We start from the raw sequence: 16002 nt of genomic DNA, 5'->3' as shown, positions 1-16002 counted from the left end.
CGGTGGGGCTCCCGGCGCGAGGCTCCTACGATCGCCGCATGACCTCCACCGTCGCACCCTCGACCAGCGCCGCCACGGGCGGCCCCTCGCTGCCGCAGGAGCGCCGGCTCGTCACCGAGGTGCCGGGTCCCCGCTCGCGGGAGCTCATGGACCGCAAGCGCGCCGCGGTGGCCGCAGGCGTCGGGGTCGCGGTACCGATCGCGGTCGTCGCGGCCGGGGGCGGTGTCGTCGTCGACGCGGACGGCAACTCGTTCGTCGACCTCGGGTCCGGCATCGCCGTGACGAGCGTCGGCAACGCCCACCCCCGCGTGGTCGAGGCCGTGCAGCAGCAGGTCGCGTCGTTCACGCACACGTGCTTCACGATCGCGGCGTACGACGGCTACGTCGAGGTGGCCGAGGCCCTGAACCGGCTGACCCCCGGTGACCACGAGAAGCGGACGGCCCTGTTCAACTCCGGTGCCGAGGCCGTCGAGAACGCCGTGAAGATCGCGCGCAAGCACACCGGCAAGCAGGCCGTCGTGGTGTTCGACCACGCGTACCACGGTCGGACGAACCTCACGATGGCGCTGACGGCGAAGAACCAGCCGTACAAGAACGGCTTCGGCCCGTTCGCCCCCGAGGTCTACCGCGTCCCGATGTCCTACCCCTTCCGCGACGGCGGCCTGTCCGGCGCCGAGGCCGCGAAGCGCGCGATCACCCAGATCGAGAAGCAGGTCGGCACCGAGAACACCGCGGCCGTGCTCATCGAGCCGATCCAGGGCGAGGGCGGCTTCGTCGTCCCCGCACCAGGGTTCCTGTCGGCGCTGTCCGAGTGGGCGACCGCGAACGGCGTCGTCTTCATCGCCGACGAGGTCCAGACCGGGTTCGCCCGCACCGGCGCGATGTTCGCCAGCGAGCACGAGGGCATCGTCCCCGACCTCGTCACGACCGCGAAGGGCATGGCCGGCGGGATGCCGCTCTCCGCCGTCACCGGTCGTGCCGACATCATGGACTCCGCGCACGTCGGCGGCCTCGGCGGCACGTACGGGGGCAACCCGGTCGCCTGCGCCGCCGCACTCGCCGCGATCGACGCCTTCGAGCACGACGGGCTCGTGGAGCGCGCGGCAGCCATCGGCGACCTCCTGCTCGGGCGCCTCCGTTCCGCGCAGGCCGAGGACCCCCGCATCGGCGACGTCCGGGGCCGCGGCGCCATGGTCGCGATCGAGCTCGTCGACCCGGAGACCGGCGAACCCGATGCCGCGCTCACCGGTCGTGTGGTCAAGTACGCGTACGAGCACGGTGTGATCGCGCTCACCGCGGGGACGTACGGCAACGTCCTCCGCTTCCTCCCCCCGCTCGCGATCGACGACGCCCTCCTCCGCGAAGGCCTGGACGTCGTCCTGGAAGGACTCGCCGCAGCATGACCGACACCCAGACCGACCTCAGCACCCGCACCGACGCCGAACGCGAGCTGCTCGCGAAGGTCCCCACGGGCCTCCTGGTCGACGGCACCTGGCAGCAGGCAGCCGACGGCGCGACGTTCCCCGTCGTCGACCCGTCGACCGGGGAGACGCTCCTCGAGATCGCCGATGCAACCCCCGAAGACGGTGTCCGTGCCCTCGACGCCGCCGCAGCTGCCCAGCAGGCCTGGGCGTCGACCCCGCCGCGGCAGCGCGCCGAGGTCCTGCGGAAGGCGTTCGACCTGCTCCAGGAGCGCCGCGCGGACTTCGCGCTCCTCATGACGCTCGAGATGGGCAAGCCGCTCGCCGAGGCGAACGGCGAGGTCACGTACGGCGGCGAGTTCCTCCGCTGGTTCTCCGAGGAGGCCGTCCGGATCGGCGGCTCCTACGGCACCAACCCCGAGGGCTCCGGGCGCGCGATCGTCACCCACAAGCCCGTCGGTCCGACGTTCCTCATCACCCCGTGGAACTTCCCGCTCGCGATGGCGACGCGCAAGATCGCCCCCGCGCTCGCCGCCGGGTGCACCGCGGTCGTGAAGCCGGCCGAGCTCACCCCGCTCACGACCCTGCTGTTCGCGGACCTGCTGCTCGAGGCCGGGGTGCCCGCCGGGGTCGTCAACGTCGTCCCGACGAGCCACGCCGGCGCGCTCTCCGAACCGATCATCAACGACCCCCGGCTCCGCAAGCTGTCGTTCACGGGGTCGACCCCCGTCGGCCGGACACTGCTCGCGCAGGCCGCGCAGAACGTCCTCCGCACGAGCATGGAGCTCGGGGGCAACGCGCCGTTCCTCGTCTTCGAGGACGCCGACCTCGACCTCGCCGTCGAGGGTGCCCTCGCGGCGAAGTTCCGCAACACCGGGCAGGCGTGCACCGCGGCCAACCGGTTCATCGTGCAGGAGTCGGTCGCCGAGGAGTTCGCCCGGCGGCTCACGGAACGCGTCGAGGCGATGACCGTCGGCCGCGGCACCGAGGACGGCGTCGCCATCGGACCGCTCATCGACCAGCGCGCCGTCGACAAGGCGCACCGGCTCGTGACCGACGCCCTCGACCGAGGCGCCACCCTCCGCACCGGCGGCCAGCCCGTGGACGGCCCCGGGACGTTCTACGCGCCGACGGTGATCACCGACGTGCAGCCCGGCAGCGACCTGCTCCGCGACGAGATCTTCGGACCGGTCCTCGCGATCCGCACCTTCTCCTCCGAGGACGAGGGCATCGCCGCGGCGAACGACACCGAGTACGGCCTCGTCGGGTACGCGTTCACCGAGGACCCCGCCCGCGGACAGCGGCTCATGGAGCGGCTCGAGACCGGCATGCTCGGGCTGAACACCGGCATCGTGTCGAACGCCTCCGCCCCGTTCGGCGGCGTCAAGCAGTCCGGGCTCGGCCGCGAGGGCGGCGGCGAGGGCCTGCACGAGTACCTCGAGACCATGTACACACTGACGCCCGACCCGTTCGGGCGCACGAAGGGAACGCAGCGATGACCATCGAGAAGGACGTCGTCGTCATCGGCGCCGGGGTGACCGGCCTCGTCGCCGCGAACCGTCTCGTCGCGCAGGGCCGGAGCGTCGCCGTGCTCGAGGCCCGTGACCGCGTCGGCGGCCGGACGTGGACGAACGACATCGAGGGCGTCACGCTCGAGATCGGCGGGCAGTGGGTCTCCCCGGACCAGACCGCCCTGCTCGAGACGCTCGACCAGCTCGGGCTCGCGACGTACGACCGGTACCGCGAGGGCTCGAGCGTCTACATCGACCAGCACGGCTCCCGCACCGAGTACACCGGCGACATCTTCCCGCTGCCCGAGGCCACCGCGACCGAGATCGAACGGCTCGTGGCCGTCGTGGACGAGTACGTCGCGAAGGTCGACCCGTCGCGGCCCTGGGAGACGCCGGACGCCGCGGCGCTCGACGAGGTCTCCTTCCGCGAGTGGCTCCGGCGGCTCAGCGACGACCGGGTCGCGACCGAGAACGTCGAGCTCTTCATCGCCGGCGCGATGTTGACGAAGCCCGCGCACACGTTCTCCGCCCTGCAGGCCCTGCTCATGGCGGCCTCCGCGGGGAGCTTCTCGAACCTCGTCGACGCCGACTTCATCCTCGACAAGCGCGTCGTCGGCGGGATGCAGCAGGTCTCCGAGCGCCTGGCCGCCCGGCTCGGCGACGACGTGCACCTGAACGCCCCGGTCCGGACGCTCCGCTGGGACGACGAGGGCGTGGTCGCGATCGCCGACGGCGGCGTCGAGGTCCGAGCGCGGCAGGCCCTCGTGGCCGTCCCGCCGCCCCTGTACTCGCGGATCTCCTACGAGCCGCCGCTGCCCCGACGGCAGCACCAGCTCCACCAGCACCTCTCGATGGGCTTCGTCATCAAGGTGCACGCCGTCTACGACCGGCCGTTCTGGCGGGGCGCGGGGCTGTCCGGCACCGCGTTCAGCCCGTACGAGCTCGTGCACGAGGCGTACGACAACTCGATGCACGGCTCGGAGCAGGGCACGCTCGTCGGGTTCGTCTCCGACCAGCACGCGGACGACGTCTTCGCGCTGTCGGCGGTGGAACGCAAGGCCCGCGTGCTCGACTCGCTCGCGCACTACTACGGTGACGAGGCGCGCCGCCCGGTCGTCTACTACGAGAGCGACTGGGGCACCGAGGAGTGGACCCGTGGCGCCTACGCCGCGAGCTTCGACCTCGGCGGGCTCGTCCGGTACGGCGCCGACCAGCGCGCCGCCGTCGGACCGCTGCGGTTCGCGTCGAGCGACCTCGCCGGGCACGGGTACCAGCACGTGGACGGGGCGGTGCGGATGGGCCGCGAAGCGGCCGCCGAGATCCTCGCCGCACTGCCGCAGCCGGTGGTGCAGTAGGCGGAACGGGACGACGGCCGGGCGGCGCGGTGCGGGCCCGCACCGCGCCTCCCGGCCGTCTCTCGGTCGCCTGGAAGAGCATGACGCGCGCCGCGCGTAGCGTCCCGGCCATGAGCGACACGAGCAGCAGCCAGCCGTCCGACGCCGAGCGCGAGTACACCGAGGACCTGCCGGACGGATCGCCGTCGGGCGACGCGACCGAGGACCCCTCGCAGGACAGCGACCACGACTCGGGCGGCGAGCCCGAGGACCCCCAGGCGGACTAGTCCGTCACTCGCTGGCGCGGATCGGCTCGCCCGTCTCCGGGTCCCAGCCGACTACGCGCGGCTGCTGCGGCTTCGGAGTGCGAGCGAGCCGCGGCGGGAACCAGGCGCGCGCCGGCGGCAGGTACGGGAGCACCCCGGCGAGGGCTGCGGCCACGCGCTCGGCGGTGGTCAGGCCGTACGGTGGGACCACCGCGTTCAGCAGGGCGAACGTGGCGAGCACCGCCAGCCAGAACCGTGCGCGGCCGGAGCCTCGCGCCAGTCGGATCGCGCCGAAGACGACGAACCCGATGAGCCCGAGCCCGATGACGTACCCGGCGACGGACCACGGCCCGTACTGCGCTGCTGTCCGGCCGATCACCAGGGTGGGGCCGATCAGCTGGGCGGCGGACACCACCAGCCAGAGCACGACGGCAGCGGTCACGAGGGCGGGGCGGGAGCGCGGAGCACCGGTGGTCACGAGCCGATCCTACGACCGGCCGACCCGCCCGGGGTACGTCGTCCGGCACAGGTCACAGTGACCGACCGGTACAAGGACGACATGACCACTTCCTCCCGCACCCCGCTCGGCGTGACGCTCGTCGACGGCGGCGCGAACGTCGCACTCTTCTCCAGCACCGCCGAGCGCGTCGAGTTCTGCCGCTTCGACGAGGACGGCACCGAACACCGCACCGAACTCACGAACCGCACCGGGTACACCTTCCACGACGTCGTCCCGGACGTCACCGTCGGTACCCGCTACGGCTTCCGCGTGCACGGTGCGTGGGACCCCGCGAACGGCCTGCGGCACAACCCGGCCAAGCTCCTGCTCGACCCCTACGCGACCGCGATCGACGGCACGTACGAGTGGGGCCAGGCACTGTTCGGGCACGACATGGAGCAGCCGGACCAGCTCGACGACACCGACTCCGCGAGCGCGATGCCGAAGTCCGTCGTCGCCGACCGCGCGTTCGACTGGGCCGGCGACACCCGACCCGGGACGTCGTACGCCGACACCGTCGTGTACGAGGTGCACGTCAAGGGGTTCACGAAGCAGCACCCCGACGTCCCCGAGGAGATCCGCGGCACCTACGCCGGCCTCGCGCACCCGGCAGCGATCAAGCACCTCACCGACCTCGGCGTCACCGCCGTCGAACTCCTGCCCACGCACCAGTTCGTCCAGGACTCGACCCTCGCGGACAAGGGCCTCCGGAACTACTGGGGCTACAACTCCATCGGGTTCTTCGCCCCGCACGACGAGTACTCGTCCTCCGGCACCTCCGGGCAGCAGGTGACCGAGTTCAAGGAGATGGTCAAGGCCCTGCACGCCGCCGGGCTCGAGGTCATCATGGACGTCGTCTACAACCACACCGCCGAGGGCAACCACATGGGCCCGACGCTGTCCTTCAAGGGCATCGACAACCAGGCGTACTACCGGTTGGTCGAGGGTGACGAGGCGAACTACTTCGACACCACCGGCACCGGCAACAGCCTCAACGTGTCGCACCCGTCCGCACTCGGGCTCATCACCGACTCGCTCCGCTACTGGGTGGAGGAGATGCACGTCGACGGCTTCCGCTTCGACCTCGCCACCACCCTGACCCGGCAGGACGGCGAGGCTGAGAAGCACTCCGCGTTCCTCGACATCGTCCACCAGGACCCGGTGCTCCGCGAGGTCAAGATGATCGCCGAGCCGTGGGACACCGCCGGCTACCAGGTCGGTGGGTTCCCCGCGGACTGGTCGGAGTGGAACGGCAAGTACCGCGACGACCTCCGCGCGTTCTGGCGCGGCGACGAGGGCACCCTCGGCGAGGCCGTCCAGCGCGTCCTCGGCAGCCCCGACGTGTACGAGGGGTCCCGGCGCTCGCCGCTGTGCTCCGTCGACTTCATCACCGCGCACGACGGCTTCACCCTCGCCGACCTGACGATGTACGCCGAGAAGCACAACGAGGCGAACGGCGAGGACAACAACGACGGCGAGAGCGACAACACGTCGTTCAACGGCGGGGTCGAGGGGCCGACCGACGACGGCGCGGTGAACGACTACCGCGACCGCCAGCGCCGCAACTTCCTCGGCACGCTGATGCTCTCCGCCGGGGTGCCGATGATCCTCGGCGGCGACGAGATCGCGCGCTCGCAGGGCGGCAACAACAACGCGTACTGCCAGGACGACGAGATCTCCTGGTTCGACTGGGCAGCCGCCGACCAGGACCTCCTCGCGTTCGCGACGGCTGCGATCGCCTTCCGCCGCGAGCACCCGGCGCTCCGGCCCGAGTGGTACCGCACCGCCCCCGGCGACTCCGACTCGACCGTGCAGGTGCTCCGAGCCGACGCGCAGGGCTTCGAGGACGCCGACTGGGCCGACGGGGGCAACCGGGCGGTCACGCTCGTGCTGACCCGTGGTGACGACGCCGTGGCGGTGCTCCTCAACGCCTCGGACACGACCGTCGAGTTCACGCTGCCGGAGAAGCCGGGCGGCGGGAGCTGGGCGCTCGGGCTGTCGAGTGACCAGGAGCAGGCGGTCGGCGGCGACGCCACGACCGTGCTGGTGCGGGACGCGTCCTTCACGGCGCTGGTCTAGACCACAGGACTGGAGGCGCGGTGCCAGCCGGCACCGCGCCTCCAGTCCGTCGTCCTGCCCGATCGGGGCCGTCGGCCGATGCGGAGCCCAGCCATCTCGCGCTGTACCGGGCGACGGCGGCGTGCATCTGGTCGTCCGAGAAGTCGCGCTTGATGATGCGCTCGACGCCGACCCGTTGCTGCCGCAAGGCGTGCAGGACCTGCGATGCGCTCTTCGTGCCGTCACGGATCAGCCTGCCTCCACTCGATCGCGCTTCCGCCGTTCTCTTCCTCACCAGGACAACGCTATGTTAACGGTGAAATGTCAGCAAGGGGCTGACGGGGGGGAAGAGATGGTCACCAGAATGATCACCAAGTCTGCCGCCGTCCTCGGCGGGGCGGTGCTGATCGGTGCCGCGACCACGGCGCCGGCGAGTGCTTCGGCGGGCTTGTCCGAGGTACGCGAGTTCGAGCGCGCCCTCACTGCGGCGTCAGCGCCGTACGACGCGGCGGCGGACGGGGGATCGAACGCACGGGGTGGCTTCGCTTCCCGGCCGGTCGGCTCGTTCTCATGGAGCTGGAAAGGCACGACGATCAACGTGCCCGCAGGGTGCTTCTTGAACATGTCGGTCCGGGGCAGTGGTCTGAACCTGAGCGGCACCACGACTGGCGTTGACTGCATCGGTCCTGCGGCGATCGTCCCCGGCATGTTCTGCAACTGGAGCGGCCGGTACCAGTTCAAGGACACGTCGAATCGTGTCTACGCGACGGAGACCACGTCCGTGCGATCTGGATGCGGGCAGGCTTCGTTCCACATCCCCGGGGCGAAGAAGCGCACGATGCGGGCGGGCAGCATCTGCGTGCAGTTCCGGAACAACGGCGTCGTTCGCGGAACCACTTGCATGGCGGTCTTCAAGTAAGGAGCCGACGGTGTGGCGGTGCTGACGTGCGAGTCAGCGCCGCCACCGCCGGATCACGACTCGACCGGCGACGAGCAGGGCGACGAACGCCCCGGACACGACGCTGCCCTGGATGAGGGCGGAGAGGCCAGCGTTCAACGTGCCTCCGCAGAACAGCACGATGAGCACTGTCCCCGCAGCTGCGCAGGAGATCGCGGCGACGGTGCGGCGGCGTGCTCCTGATCGCTCGGCCCCCACTCCGCATGCGAGGGTCAGGATCGGGGTCACGGCCAGCAGCGACAACGGTCCATCGAAGAGCATCGCTCCCGCGACGGCAGCGAGCGGGATCGCGAGTGCCGTGCGGGTCCAGGTCCTCCCATCCCAAGGCACGGGAGGCAGGCCGCGGAGGCGGGTGAGGAGGAGTGAACCGACGGTGACCACGACGCTCGCTACGAGTATGACCTCGCCTATTCCCCACCACAGTGCCGAGCTCGATCCCGTCGCGGACAGGCCGAGCATCGTGCCCCCGGCGATCACGGGCATTGCCGTCGAAAGGCTGATGCTCTCACGAGCGAATGATGCGATCCGCGACATGATACGAAACATACCGGATGTGACAGAATTCCGGGTGAGTCAGCGGACGCGAGCAGCGACGGACGGGAGGCGCGGTGCCGGCTGGCACCGCGCCTCCCGTCCGTTGCTGGTCCGGTCGGACCGTCAGCCGATGCGGATGAGCTTCTTGTTGACGAACTCGTCGGCCCCGAAGGGGCCGAGTTCGCGCCCGAAGCCACTCGCCTTGACGCCGCCGAACGGCAGCTCGGGGCTGTCCGCGCCGACGATGTTGACGTAGACCATGCCGGCCTCGATGCGGTCGGCCACCCGGAGCGCCTGGTCGGCGTCGGTGGTGAAGAGGTACGAGCCGAGGCCGAACGGGGTGTCGTTCGCGAGCTCGATCGCGGCGTCCTCGTCGGCGACCCGGTACACGGCCGCCACGGGACCGAAGAACTCCTCGCGGTAGGCGTCGTTGTCGGACGTGACGCCCGTCAGCACGGTCGGCGTGAACGCGTTGCCGCGGCGCTCGCCCCCGGTGACGACCGTGGCACCCTGCTCCTCGGCCGCCGCCAGCTGTGCTTCGAGCCGGTCGGCCGCGGTCGGCGAGGACAGCGGGCCGAGCTCGGCGCCGGAGACGCTCGGGTCGGTCGGTTCCACGGCGGACATGGCAGCGGTGAACTTCGCGAGGAAGTCGTCGTACAGGTGGTCTGCCACGAGGAAGCGCTTCGCGGCGTTGCAGACCTGGCCGTTGCCCTCCAGACGGGTGGCGACGGCGGACTCGACCACGGCGTCGAGGTCGTCGGTCGAGAGCAGGATGAACGGATCCGACCCGCCGAGCTCGAGCACGACCTTCGTGAGGTTGCGGCCGGCGATCTCCGCGACGGCGGCGCCTGCCCTGGCGGAGCCGGTGAGGGAAACACCCTGCACGCGCGGGTCGGCGATGACGTCGGCGACCTGGTCGTTCGTGGCGAAGACGTTCGTGTAGGCGCCCTCGGGGAACCCGGCGTCGTGGAAGACCGCCTCGATCGCGAGTGCGGACTCCGGGCACTGCGGAGCGTGCTTGAGCAGGACCGTGTTGCCGATGACGAGGTTCGGGCCGGCGAACCGGGCGATCTGGTACGCGGGGAAGTTCCACGGCATGATGCCGAGCAGCGCGCCGACGGAGGACTTGCGGACGAAGGCGCTGCCCTCGCTGCCCTCCGCAAGCGTGATCGGTTGATCGGCGAGGAAGTCCTCGGCGTGGTCCGCGTAGTAGTCGTAGATGTCGGCGCAGAAGTCGACCTCGCCGTACGCCTGGTCGATCGGCTTCGCCATCTCGCGCACGATCGTGGTCGCGAGGGCCTCGCGTCGCTCGCGGTAGAGCTCGGCGACGCGGTGCAGGAGGGCGGCGCGGTCGGCCACGGTGGTGGACCGGCTCCAGTCCGCGTGCGTCCGGTCGGCGGCGGCGATCGCCTGCTGGAGCTCGGCGTCCGTGATCGTCGGGAACGTGGCGAGGACCTCGCCGGACGCCGGGTCGGTCACCGCGTAGGTGGTGGCGGTGTCGTTCATCGTGTCTCCTGTCGGTGCTCGTCGGTGAGCTGCTTGTTGACGCCGGTCACGGGCTGGTTCTCGTCGAAGCCCCTCGGCTGGATCCGGAACCCCTTCGTGATGACCAGCAGGTACACGAACCCGATCGCGGCCCACACCCCGCCGGCGATGAGCGCGTCGGCGTGCAGCTGAGACCAGAGAACACCCGTCAGGAGCATCGCGACACCCGGCAGCACGATGTAGGCGAAGCGGTCGCGGGCGGTGTGCCGACGACCCTGGCGCCAGGCGAAGTGCACGATGACGGTCAGGTTGACGAAGGTGAACGCGATGAGGGCGCCGAAGTTGATGTACGACGAGATCGTGTCGAGCGAGAAGGTCATCGCGAAGAGCGTGACCGCGCCGACGATGATGATGTTCGGGATCGGCGTGCGGGTCTTCGGGCTGACGTAGCCGAACACCTTCTTCGGCAGGACGTTGTTCCGGCCCATCACGAGCAGCATGCGCGCGACGCTCGCGTGCGAGGCCAGCCCGGACGCCAGGGCGGCGACGAAGCCCGCGGCGACGAGGATGGCCTGGAAGACCGGACCGCCCACGAGCAGCCCGATCTGCGGCAGCGGGTCGTCGGTGAACTCCCCGAACGGCGCGTTGGTCGGGAACCGGAGCTGCGCGAAGTACGCCGACACCAGGAAGATCAGGCCGCCGAGCAGGACGGTGAGCAGGATCGCCTTCGGCATGATCCGGATGCTCTTCGCCTCCTCCGTGTACATCGTCACGGCGTCGAACCCGATGAACGAGAAGCACACCACCGTGGCGCCGGTGAGCAGGGCGGTCATGGTGACGCCGTCGTGCACGAACGGCTCGGTGCTGACGACGGTGCCCGCTCCGGCACCGCGGACGAGCTCGATGACCGCGAACACGACGAACGCGATCATCGCGAGGATCGCTCCGACGAGCAGGACCATGTTGAGGTTCGAGGTGCCGCGCATGGAGAGGCAGATCACGGTGGTGACGAAGAGCGTGTACACGACGACCGTGACCCACGCCGGCAGCGCGGGGAACACCTGCTCGAGGTACAGCCGGATGATGAGCGCGTTGACCATCGGCAGCAGCAGGTAGTCGAGCAGGGAAGCCCAGCCCACCATGAAGCCGGCGTTGGGGTGGATCGACTCCCGCACGTACGTGTACGCCGAACCGGCCGCCGGGTAGACCCGCACCATCTTCCCGTAGCTGACCGCGGTCAGGAGCATGATGACGAGCGCGATGACGTAGGCGCTCGGCACGGCGCCGTTCGTCTCGTCGGACACGATGCCGAACGTGTCGAACACGACCGTCGGGGTCATGTAGCCCAGGCCGAGTCCGACGATGGCCCACAGGCCGAGACTCCGCTTCAGGGAACCGCCACGGGCGGTCGAGCCGGACGCCGCTGTGGCGAGGGTCGGTGTTGCCAAGGGTCGTTCCCTCCTGCTCGCGGCCGGGCCGCGGGGCCGGGGTCGGGGCGACGGTGCCCCGACCGGTACGGGTACCGGGACGCCCGTTCGGAGCGACCCGGTGCGCAGACGATACCGACGACGGCAAGCGCGCCGGGCACGCCGTCGAGTACACGGGGGCGGTGTCGGTTGTACGTCATGTCGCTTGCTCGGAGGACGCCCGACGGTCGCTGAAGGCGGGCGGGGAAGACCCTCAGCCGACCGTCGCCGGACGGCAGCGAGTTCCCGGACCCGGTCCCTACGCTCGCGGCCGGAGAGCACCTCCGACGAGAGCGCACGCAGGACGAGGACGACCGATGGCACGCACACCCAGCACCCCCCGGCAACGACGTGGTGGAGCCCTGCTCGCCGGTGGACTCGCGGGGGGACTCGTCGTCGGGCTGGTCGTCGGAGGACTCGGCGGTTGGACGGCGAGCCACGCGTCGGCCCGCGCCGACGGACCGGCCGCGGCTGCCTCCGCGACGCCGACGCGTACCTCCCCGCGACCCGTGCCCACGTACACCCCGGTGCCGACGTCGTCGCTCGGCATCCCCGCCAGCGAGGCGCCCGGCGGGTCGACCGCCCCGAGCAGCGTCGACCTCGCGACCTCGTGGACGGCGCCCGACGGCATGCCGACCCAGGGGCGCCTGCTGCACGAGACGATCCCCGCGACGACGTCCCACTTCGCAGCGCGACAGGCCCTCGTGTACCTGCCACCCGCAGCCCTCACCGCCGACCCGCCGCACCTACCGGTCGACGTCCTGCTGTCGGGTCAGTCCCGCGGCGCCGGACCGAACGACGTGCAGAGCGGCGGGCAGATCGAGCAGACCATGGACGCCCTCGCCACCGTCGACCGCGGGCTCGCTCCGATCGTCGTCGTGCCGGACCAGCTCGGTCCGCAGTCCGCCAACCCGATGTGCGTCGACGGGAAGCTCGGCAACAGCCGGACGTACCTCACGAAGGACGTCCCCGCGTGGATCACGAGTCACCTCAAGGTGCAGACCGCGGCGTCGGCGTGGACGATCGGTGGGTTCTCGCAGGGCGGGACGTGCGCGATCCAGCTCGGTGCCGGTGACCCCTCCCGCTTCGGCAACCTGATCGACGTCTCCGGCGAGGACGGTCCGACGCTCGGCGGCGAGGCGAAGACGATCGCCGACGGCTTCGCGGGCAGCCGTGCCGCGTACCTCGCCGCGCAGCCGGCGGCCCTGATGCGGGCGAACGCGCCCTACCGGGACACGAACGCGTTCTTCGCGGTCGGGCAACTCGACCACACCTACGGGCCCGTGATGCCCGTGCAGGCAGCGCGAGCGCGAGCCGCGGGCATGCACGTCGCGACGTGGGTGGTGCCCGGCGACAAGCACAACTGGACGACCGCACGGGCGGCGCTCGCCGCGGGGCTGGCGTGGATGCAGTCGCGGATCGGGTTGGCGCCGTCCGGGGACTGACCGCAGCGGGCGCTCGTGTCCGGTCGGTGCAGCAGCCGTGTCAGTGCGCGCCGACGCTCGGCTGCTGCTGCGTGATGCAGTGCAGCCCGCCCCCACGCGCGAACACCTCCCGCGCGTCCACCGACCGCACCTCCCGCCCCGGGTACACGTCCGCGAGGACCCCGCGAGCCCGGTCGTCGGCCGAGGGCTCACCGAAGGCGCACGCGATCACGGCGCCGTTCACCACGACGTGGTTGACGTAGTTCCAGTCCACCGGGCCGTCGTCGTCGGCGAGCGTCGCCGGTGCCGGCAACTCGACGATCGTGGCGTCCGTCACACGTTCGAGCGCCGCCCGGACCTGTGGCATCACCAGGTGGTCCGGGTGGTCGGCATCCGGCTGCGCGTGCAGGAGCAGGACGTCCGGCGCAGCGAAGGTCGCCACCATGTCCACGTGCCCGCGGGTCCCGAGCCCGTCGTAGTCCCGGGTCAGTCCACGCGGCAGCCACACGACCTCGGACGCGCCGATGGTCCGTGCGAGCTCCTCCTCGACGCGGGCGTGGTCCGCGTACGGGTTCCGTCGGGGATCGAGCTGCACCGTCTCCGTGACCAGCACCGTGCCCCGGCCGTCGACGTGGATCGCCCCGCCCTCGTTCACGAGGAGCGACGGGATCCGTTCGGCGCCGGCTGCCTCGGCGACCGTGGCGGCGATCCGTGCGTCACGGGTCCAGGTCGACCACGCGTTCGCGCCCCACCCGTTGAACACCCAGTCCACCGCACCGAGTCGTCCGTCGTCACCCAGTACGAACGTGGGGCCGATGTCCCGCATCCAGAAGTCGTCGAGCGACGCCTCGAGGACGTCGACGGCACCCGAGAGCAGGCGTGCTGCGTCCGCTCGGGCGACCGGGTCGACGACGACCGTGACGGGCTGGTACTCGGCGATCGTGTTCGCCGTCGTGGCCCATGCCGTCCGGGCGGCATCGGCGCTCGCCGCGTCGTCGCCGAGGGTCGCGCCCGGGCGGGGGAAGGCCATCCAGGTGCGGTCCTGCGGCGCCGTCTCCGCCGGCATCCGCCAGGTCACGCGCGTGCCGCCGCGGTCTGCGGGCCGTCGGCCCGGTGCGAGGTGGCGGTGTCCGCCAGGGAGGCACGGATCGCCTCGTCGGCGCCGTACCCGTCACGCAGGCGGTCGACCGGGTCGGTCAGTGGAGCGTAGAGGTCGGGACGCCGCGTGACGTAGAACGGGAAGAGCCGGAGCCACTCGGCGCGTGCGTCGAGGTCGAGGTCGGCCACGAGCACGGCGTCCGTGTCGCGCGGAGCCTCGACGAGCACCCGGCCGAACGGGTCCGAGATGAACGACGAGCCGTAGAACGTGATCGCGCCCTCGTCGCCCCAGCGGTTCGGCACGACCATGAACTGCCCGGCGGTGATGCCGTTCGCGACGATGACCTGCCGCCAGATCGGTGCGGTGTCGAAGTCGGGGAACGTCGGTTCGGACCCGATCGCGGTCGGGTAGGCGAGGACCTCCGCACCGGCGAGCCCGTAGGACCGCGCGACCTCGGGGAACCACTCGTCCCAGCACGTGGGGAGCCCGACCCGCACGCCGAGGCCTTCCGGGTCGTACACGGGGAACGCGTCGTCGTCGGGGCCCGGCCGGAAGTAGGTGTCCTCGTAGTAGCCGGCACTGATCGGGATGTGGGTCTTCCGGGTCCGTCCGACGAGGGAGCCGTCCGGGCCGACGAGCACCGCGGTGTTGTAGCCACGGGGGTCGTCCGGCTGGTCGTCGTCGGCAGGTCGCTCGTACAGCGACGCGTGCACGAACACGCCGTGGCGCCGGGCCTGTTCGCGGGCGAAGGTCACGGTCGGGCCGTCCTCGAGCGACTCTGCCCCGTCCTTCGGTACCCCGTCCGCCGGCACGTCACCGGGGTACCGGGAGAGCGTGAGCTCCTGCAGGAAGACGGCGGTGGCTCCGTTCGTCGCCGCGGAGGCGATCCCGTCGGCGAGCACGCGCTCGTGCTCGACGGGGTCCTCGTGCCAACGGGTCTGGACGAGCGCGACACGGACCCGGCGACGGGCGGTCCCGGTGTCCTCGCGCAGGGGAGACGGCTGGTCTGCAGCGGTGATGACGTCCATGGCGCCATTGTTGACCTTGCGATCAACAAGCGCAAGGGGTCAGGAGATGATGTTCACCGCGCGGGAGATGACGAGTGCGAGCAGGATGAAGCCGCCGATCGCCTGGTAGGCCATGATCATCTTCGCCCGGACGGTGAGGGGCATCGTGTCGGTCGGGCTGAAGGCCACCATGTTCGTCATCGCGACGTAGAGGTAGTCGAGGTACACGGGTCGCCACGACGCCTTGGTCGGATCGGACTCCTGCGGGAACAGGAAGTCGGCCTCCTCGCTCGCCCAGAGCTGCGGCTGCCGACGTGCGACCGGACCACCGCGGTCCAGCTCCCAGTACACGAGCCCGAACGCGATGATGCTGCTCACCCACACCTGCAGGGCCGTGAGCAGCACCGCACCGCCGTCAGGGTGTCCGTGCAGGAGCTGGTCGATCGTCTTCACGACGGTGAGCTGATTCGCCACCGTGAGCAGCACCGCGAGGCCCGTGGACAGCCAGCGCGACCAGGTGGTCTCACGGGTGAGTCGTCGCGGGTTGAACACGATGAGCGGTGTGAGGAGCAGGACACCGAGCAGCGGCACGACCCACGAGGGGAAGAACAGCACCTGGTCGGGCAGGAAGAGACTCAGGGCGAGGTTGACGAGCACGGCCACGGCGACCGGCGCACGGTGTTCGTGCTCGTGGGTGGTCCGCGTCGTCGTCACGGTCCCGAGTGTGGCACCGCTGCGCGGGGCCACGGCGCTGCGACCCGTGCGGACCCTCTCAGCGGACTGCCCCGAGTCGCGATGGTGGAACGTGGAACATCAGTAGGCTGGCCGTGGGCCGCGCCACCGCCGGAACGAGGCCCGGGCAAGGATGAAGCCCACCGCTGCGCGAACAGCGATGGGCTCCGATTTGCTCTCCGAGTGGAGAACGAGGGACAACACGGGT

14 protein-coding genes are annotated in these 16002 nt (G+C 71.0%); 7 read left to right on the top strand and 7 right to left on the bottom strand.

The genetic code is table 11. From position 1 onward, the window contains the following. The first annotated feature begins 38 nt into the window (after positions 1 to 38). The 4 genes from gabT to QPJ90_RS04865 all read left to right on the top strand — a co-directional run bounded on the left by gabT (position 39) and on the right by QPJ90_RS04865 (position 4553). Positions 39 to 1403 (top strand): 4-aminobutyrate--2-oxoglutarate transaminase, encoded by a 1365-nt coding sequence (gabT, locus tag QPJ90_RS04880; RefSeq protein ID WP_290133349.1) that lies wholly within the window; start codon positions 39 to 41, stop codon positions 1401 to 1403. Beyond that, positions 1400 to 2920, top strand: coding sequence for an NAD-dependent succinate-semialdehyde dehydrogenase (locus tag QPJ90_RS04875; RefSeq protein WP_290133348.1), 1521 nt, complete (start codon positions 1400 to 1402; stop codon positions 2918 to 2920). Before gabT ends, QPJ90_RS04875 begins: the two co-directional genes overlap by 4 nt. Next, on the top strand, positions 2917 to 4287 hold the full coding sequence (locus tag QPJ90_RS04870) for an NAD(P)/FAD-dependent oxidoreductase (RefSeq protein WP_290133347.1): 1371 nt from the start codon (positions 2917 to 2919) through the stop codon (positions 4285 to 4287). Before QPJ90_RS04875 ends, QPJ90_RS04870 begins: the two co-directional genes overlap by 4 nt. Before the next feature lie 110 nt (positions 4288 to 4397). Continuing rightward, positions 4398 to 4553 carry a hypothetical protein gene (locus QPJ90_RS04865; protein ID WP_290133346.1) on the top strand — a complete coding sequence of 52 codons (156 nt, stop codon included), beginning with the start codon at positions 4398 to 4400 and terminating at the stop codon, positions 4551 to 4553. Between the two features lie 4 nt (positions 4554 to 4557). Here QPJ90_RS04865 and QPJ90_RS04860 read toward each other — a convergent pair whose 3' ends face one another. Next, positions 4558 to 5010: a hypothetical protein gene (locus QPJ90_RS04860; RefSeq protein WP_290133345.1), complete on the bottom strand. Its 453-nt coding sequence runs from the start codon at positions 5008 to 5010 to the stop codon at positions 4558 to 4560. A gap of 81 nt (positions 5011 to 5091) precedes the next feature. On the opposite strand from QPJ90_RS04860, the gene glgX reads away from it, so the two are divergent. Continuing rightward, entirely contained in the window at positions 5092 to 7110 is a 2019-nt protein-coding gene (glgX, locus tag QPJ90_RS04855; RefSeq protein WP_290133344.1) for a glycogen debranching protein GlgX, read from the top strand. Between the two features lie 343 nt (positions 7111 to 7453). After that, entirely contained in the window at positions 7454 to 8008 is a 555-nt protein-coding gene (locus QPJ90_RS04850; protein ID WP_290133343.1) for a hypothetical protein, read from the top strand. A 33-nt stretch (positions 8009 to 8041) separates the two neighbouring features. Here the strand turns inward: QPJ90_RS04850 and QPJ90_RS04845 are convergent, their stop codons facing one another. The 3 genes from QPJ90_RS04845 to QPJ90_RS04835 all read right to left on the bottom strand — a co-directional run bounded on the left by QPJ90_RS04845 (position 8042) and on the right by QPJ90_RS04835 (position 11514). Next, the gene (locus QPJ90_RS04845; RefSeq protein ID WP_290133342.1) at positions 8042 to 8530 is read right to left on the bottom strand and encodes a hypothetical protein; all 489 of its coding nucleotides are present in this window, start codon (positions 8528 to 8530) and stop codon (positions 8042 to 8044) included. Between the two features lie 174 nt (positions 8531 to 8704). Further along, on the bottom strand, positions 8705 to 10087 hold the full coding sequence (locus QPJ90_RS04840) for an NAD-dependent succinate-semialdehyde dehydrogenase (RefSeq protein WP_290133341.1): 1383 nt from the start codon (positions 10085 to 10087) through the stop codon (positions 8705 to 8707). Next, positions 10084 to 11514, bottom strand: coding sequence for an APC family permease (locus QPJ90_RS04835; protein ID WP_290133340.1), 1431 nt, complete (start codon positions 11512 to 11514; stop codon positions 10084 to 10086). Before QPJ90_RS04835 ends, QPJ90_RS04840 begins: the two co-directional genes overlap by 4 nt. A 335-nt stretch (positions 11515 to 11849) precedes the next feature. On the opposite strand from QPJ90_RS04835, the gene QPJ90_RS04830 reads away from it, so the two are divergent. After that, complete coding sequence (locus QPJ90_RS04830) at positions 11850 to 12977, top strand: alpha/beta hydrolase-fold protein (RefSeq protein WP_290133339.1); 1128 nt, start codon at positions 11850 to 11852, stop codon at positions 12975 to 12977. 40 nt (positions 12978 to 13017) lie between these two features. On the opposite strand, the gene QPJ90_RS04825 is transcribed toward QPJ90_RS04830, so the two are convergent. From QPJ90_RS04825 to QPJ90_RS04815, 3 genes are read right to left on the bottom strand one after another with little or no spacing between them, the layout of a single operon-like run. Beyond that, entirely contained in the window at positions 13018 to 14034 is a 1017-nt protein-coding gene (locus tag QPJ90_RS04825) for an agmatine deiminase family protein (RefSeq protein ID WP_290133338.1), read from the bottom strand. Beyond that, positions 14031 to 15083, bottom strand: coding sequence for a nitrilase-related carbon-nitrogen hydrolase (locus tag QPJ90_RS04820; RefSeq protein WP_290133337.1), 1053 nt, complete (start codon positions 15081 to 15083; stop codon positions 14031 to 14033). Before QPJ90_RS04820 ends, QPJ90_RS04825 begins: the two co-directional genes overlap by 4 nt. Positions 15084 to 15122: 39 nt before the next feature. After that, positions 15123 to 15776, bottom strand: coding sequence for a hypothetical protein (locus tag QPJ90_RS04815; RefSeq protein WP_290133336.1), 654 nt, complete (start codon positions 15774 to 15776; stop codon positions 15123 to 15125). Between the last annotated feature and the right edge of the window lie 226 nt (positions 15777 to 16002).

Origin of the sequence: Curtobacterium sp. 458, assembly GCF_030406605.1 — a bacterium.
In the GTDB taxonomy this organism is placed as follows: Bacteria; Actinomycetota; Actinomycetes; order Actinomycetales; family Microbacteriaceae; genus Curtobacterium.
Note: the sequence above shows the minus strand (reverse complement) of the source record. Positions and strands in the feature narration are given on the sequence as shown.

What these genes read in the sequence shown, in the direction of transcription:
- QPJ90_RS04820 (WP_290133337.1), bottom strand. Translation starts at nt 15,083, where the DNA reads ATGGACGTCATCACCGCTGCAGACCAGCCGTCTCCCCTGCGCGAGGAC.
- QPJ90_RS04830 (WP_290133339.1), top strand. Translation starts at nt 11,850, where the DNA reads ATGGCACGCACACCCAGCACCCCCCGGCAACGACGTGGTGGAGCCCTG.
- QPJ90_RS04845 (WP_290133342.1), bottom strand. Translation starts at nt 8,530, where the DNA reads ATGCCCGTGATCGCCGGGGGCACGATGCTCGGCCTGTCCGCGACGGGA.
- QPJ90_RS04875 (WP_290133348.1), top strand. Translation starts at nt 1,400, where the DNA reads ATGACCGACACCCAGACCGACCTCAGCACCCGCACCGACGCCGAACGC.
- QPJ90_RS04870 (WP_290133347.1), top strand. Translation starts at nt 2,917, where the DNA reads ATGACCATCGAGAAGGACGTCGTCGTCATCGGCGCCGGGGTGACCGGC.
- QPJ90_RS04840 (WP_290133341.1), bottom strand. Translation starts at nt 10,087, where the DNA reads ATGAACGACACCGCCACCACCTACGCGGTGACCGACCCGGCGTCCGGC.
- QPJ90_RS04850 (WP_290133343.1), top strand. Translation starts at nt 7,454, where the DNA reads ATGATCACCAAGTCTGCCGCCGTCCTCGGCGGGGCGGTGCTGATCGGT.
- gabT (WP_290133349.1), top strand. Translation starts at nt 39, where the DNA reads ATGACCTCCACCGTCGCACCCTCGACCAGCGCCGCCACGGGCGGCCCC.
- glgX (WP_290133344.1), top strand. Translation starts at nt 5,092, where the DNA reads ATGACCACTTCCTCCCGCACCCCGCTCGGCGTGACGCTCGTCGACGGC.
- QPJ90_RS04865 (WP_290133346.1), top strand. Translation starts at nt 4,398, where the DNA reads ATGAGCGACACGAGCAGCAGCCAGCCGTCCGACGCCGAGCGCGAGTAC.